The organism is Asaia sp. W19 (assembly GCF_003994335.1).
Taxonomy (GTDB): domain Bacteria; phylum Pseudomonadota; class Alphaproteobacteria; order Acetobacterales; family Acetobacteraceae; genus Asaia.
Map to the genome: position 1 here is coordinate 1 of NZ_PNQZ01000044.1, position 4,210 is coordinate 4,210.

A 4,210-nucleotide genomic window follows, 5' to 3' on the forward strand; every position below is an offset into this window, starting at 1 on the left:
GATGCGGAAAAGTCGGTCGCCGCCAGGTCCCCTGATCCACCCCACAAAACACCCCACCACCCTCGCGGGGTGGAGCAGCCCGGTAGCTCGTCAGGCTCATAACCTGAAGGCCGCAGGTTCAAATCCTGCCCCCGCAACCAAATCCCCACACATACACAGACTGCCGCAATCAGCGCATCAACACGCTCGCCCAGCACATAGAACGTGCACAGCGGCGAATAAACACGCCCTGTAGTGGGCGAGTTGGGGAATATCCTTCCAAATACATCCCCACCCCTGCCTGGATCAGGGCTAAGACACGGCAAAAAAAAGAGAAACACGTCAGGAGTGCGCCGCTCAGGCACGGAACCGCCACAGGCTCGATGTATGTTCAGGCGTCCATTAGGTCATGCAATGCCTTAGGCAATATGGATCTCAGAAAGATGGGAACCAGCTTTCTGACTGGCGCAAGGTGGGAAGCGCGCCACAATACTCGACATAACGAAGCCGTATGAGCGTGTCGGATGCAGGAGAGACCCATATTCGCGCTGCGGATAAGAGACCTGTTCGCCTGATCTCGAGGGAACCTGTCACGCACCTCGCGATATGAGAGGCCTGCGTCACATTACGCCAGGATGTGAGGAAGAAGGCTGCGCTAGATCCAGCAAGCAAAAACGCAGCATTGTTCTTCTAACCTCAGCGTCCCTCTTACCAGCGCTGAGAGAGTGTGATGAAGACCGCGCGCCCGGGAGCCCAGGCACAGGCGACATTGCGGGTACATGTCGCTACATATTTGCGATTGGCAATATTGGTGCCATTGAACTGGATGCGCGAGCGTCCGTAGTCCAGATGGGCCTGCAGATCCCAGACGAGTTGCGACGGAACCGAGAAAGTGAGAGGCAGCGAGCCTGCCGTATTGCCTGTGTAGCGCATTCCTGACCCGAGCCCGGCCTGGATTTTCTGCGTCAGGGCAAAGTCGCGCTTGAGGAATAGCGAGGCCATATGGGAAGGGATGGCAACCGGGCGCTGTCCAACCTGGGTCGCCGTATTGGACTTTGTGATACGCGGATCCTGATAGGTGAAACTCGCAACGAAATCGAGCCGATAGGGCAGACGCCCCATCCCTTCGAACTCGAAACCACGCGTACGCTGCTGGCCTGTCTGAACGCTGAAAGCGGTATTATTCGGATCTGCGGTCAGGACATTATTCTGGACCAGATTGAACAGATCAGCTGTAAGCATGAAATTTTCGACCCAGTGCAGGGCATGCACAGGATGGTATTTGAGCCCAACCTCAATCTGTTTTCCGGTCGTGGGGATGAAGGGCGTGTTGTCGAAGGTCGTACCGACCTGCGGCTGGAATGAGGTCGCGTAGGAGACATAGGGGTTGAGCCCGATCGTTGAGGCATAGAGCAGGCCGACACGCCCGGTGAAGGCGTTATTGGACTGGGGTGTCCGACCCTTGCCCAGATTATCGACGGTCAGACTCTCGGTGAAATCGCCACGCCCTGAAAGGGTCAGATACCAGCGCTTCCAATTGGCCTGATCCTGGATGTACAGCCCGGTATCGGTCTCTGTCTCATTGGTGCTGGAATAGGTGCCGTAGCTGGGCCAGGTAATCGCCCGATAGACGGGGGCATACAGGGAGAGTGCCGGTGCTGCGCGCTGCCCCCGCCGATTGGCTAGAAAATCGCTTCTGAAATCCACACCATTCAGCAATTCATGACGAATGCCACCGGTATGGAACGCCAGATCGGAGCGCGTATCGAGTGTGACATTGTTATAATTGCCTTCCTGACGCAGGGCGGTACGGTTCAGGCTTTTCTGGTCGGCAGAAAGCGAGGCCGTGGTCACAAAGCGGTATTCCACGTCCAGATGCGCGTAACGCATGTTTTGTGTGAGCGTCCAGTTGGGCAGGAGGTGGCGGGTGATCGCATAGCCTATTGCAGCCTGACGCTTGGAATAAACGTCGTAATCGGCATCGCTGCTCAGGAAATTGCGCGGTAACTGGCCATAGCGCGACGGGAGAACCGTGCCGATTGCCGGCAGGAATTGTGCGGTTGATCCGGCATCGAGCTGCTCGAAAGAACTGATCAGCGTCAACACCGTCTTGTCATCGGGCCTCCAGCTCAGACTGGGCGCGACATAGATCTCGTTATTCTTGATGTTCCTGGCATAGGTATCGGATTTGCGGATCAGACCGTTCAAGCGCCAGAGCACGGATTTGCTGGCGCTCAGGGCGCCTCCCAGATCGGCTGCGCCCTGAATACGTCCATAGGAGCCTGTCTGAAGGGCCAGCTCGTTGGTCTGATCCGCGCGTGGCCGTTTGCTGACGGCATTGATCAGCCCGCCAAGTTGACCCGAGCCATACAGTGCTGAGGACGCGCCACGCAGCACGTCCATTTCTTCCAGTCCCCAGGGTTCGATGCTGAAGGATTGAGAGGTGCTGGCATCAGGCGTACGGGTGCCATCCAGATAGATGTCTGGCGAAAAACCGCGGATCGTGCCGAAATAGCCGCGTGGATCGTCCTTGGAGCCGTAATCGGAAACACCTGCCGTATAGCGTATGGCCTCTGACAGCGAGCGTGCATTGAGGGTATTCATGCGCTCCTGTGTAATGACTGTTATGGCCTGGGGTGTCAGATCGAGCGGCGTACTGGTTTTTGTCGCCGCACTGCTGGCATGGGGGAGAAAGGCCGCACGTTGTGCCTTGACCCGGATGATTTCATGTCGGTCTTGCTGATGGGGCACAGACGGAGAGGCCGGTTTCCTCCCGGCTGGAGGAAGCGTCTGGGCCACTGCCCGCATTGTGTAATGATGCGAGAAGGCAATGATGGAGGAGAGGCAGAGCAGGCTACGAAAGGAGCGGGTCATCAGGGTCCGGAAAGAGGCAGGGACATTTTCTCAATTGAGAACGAATGTCATTTGCAATTCAGGGCTGAATAGGCACTCCCTTCCGTGCTGTCAACGAAAACAGGCGCAGCCACAGGGATGGCTTGCGCCAGCAGGTTCTCAGGGTGAAATCCGGCTATGGGTTGTGCCATCCATCAGGACGACGAGCATGTGGTCCCCAACCCATTCCGCCAGAAAAACCTCTTCGAGTTTCTGCAGGCCGAGCGCCCGCAATTCCCCTCTGAGCCATGTTTCGTCGCGTCCGAGGCTCTTGAGTTCCTCCTCCAGAATATCGCCGCGATGCACCAGAAAGCGTGACGGTTTCTTGGCGTCGTCTTTCATGATCACGCTGACATGGCCTGTCGTTTCGATCTGGGCGAAATCGATATTGTCGAAGCTGAAGATGTTTTGCATGCGCAGCGCGGTCGCCACATCCTTGAGATCGATGCGGCTCGCATTTTCCTCGAAATTCTCGATCAGGAAGCGTCCGTCTCGAATGAGGGTGATCGGCTCGCCAATGGTGCGTTTGCGCAGATCGGGGATCTTGCGCGAGAGGTAATTGAATAGCGCCATGAGCAGGATGCACAGGATCAGCAGGGCGATGTAATGCAGGATGGGTAGCTTGTCGTTATAGAGAATGCCCCCCACGACCCCGCCCAGAATGAAATTGCCGACCAGATCGACCGCCGACATCATGGCAATCTGGTTGCGTCCTGTGATGTTCAGATAGGAAATGATCAGCGAAAAGCCGATCACCAGCTTGAGAATAACCCAGAGATAGAGGGTGATCACGCGTTTCCTGTCCTTGTTTTCTGCCTCTTTGAAGGATCAACCCCTCTATGGGGGAGAGGTTGCTTGGGATCGGACGCCTTTCCTCCCTCCTGACCTGAGCGAGGCAGGGGCATCTGGCGGGACTCCGGTGCGTATGTGTTCTGCCTTGCGCGTCGCGGTCAGGGGCAGAATTGCCTTAAGGCGCGCCAGGGCACGTTGCGATTTCAACGCTTCCTGAAAAAAGTGGCTGACAGTTCGAAAGCATCCCGCCTGACATAAGGGCATCCAACTGTCTGATTCTGAAAAACAACCGGAGGCGTCTTGGCGGCGCCTCACGATACCGCGTCCCGATGCCATGCAACCAAGATGGTTGTTCCTGTTTTGTTCGTATGATACGGCCAGAATCGAAAGGAGGCTCCAGTCATGAAGAACAAGGCAGGCATGGCTTTGCTGCGCGACAGCGTGGCACGGATAGAGCAGCGTTATCAGAAGAATTTTGCCGCGCTTTACCTGGAAATGGGGCTTCCGCCGGTGGATGCCGCGCTCAGGGGCGGATTGCGTCGTGGCG

2 protein-coding genes and 1 tRNA gene are annotated in these 4,210 nt (G+C 56.7%); 1 reads left to right on the forward strand and 2 read right to left on the reverse strand.

Annotated elements, in window-relative coordinates:
• Positions 1-63 precede the first annotated feature (63 nt).
• Positions 64-140 (forward strand) — tRNA-Met (locus tag C0V97_RS09020).
• Positions 141-687: 547 nt separating this feature from the next.
• Here the strand turns inward: C0V97_RS09020 and C0V97_RS09025 are convergent.
• Both C0V97_RS09025 and C0V97_RS09030 read right to left on the reverse strand, forming a co-directional pair.
• On the reverse strand, positions 688-2,853 hold the full coding sequence (locus tag C0V97_RS09025) for a TonB-dependent siderophore receptor (protein WP_127102293.1): 2,166 nt from the start codon (positions 2,851-2,853) through the stop codon (positions 688-690).
• Positions 2,854-2,991: 138 nt separating this feature from the next.
• A complete protein-coding gene (locus C0V97_RS09030; RefSeq protein ID WP_127102294.1) occupies positions 2,992-3,663 on the reverse strand; it encodes a DUF421 domain-containing protein in 672 nt (223 codons plus the stop codon).
• Positions 3,664-4,210 lie beyond the last annotated feature (547 nt).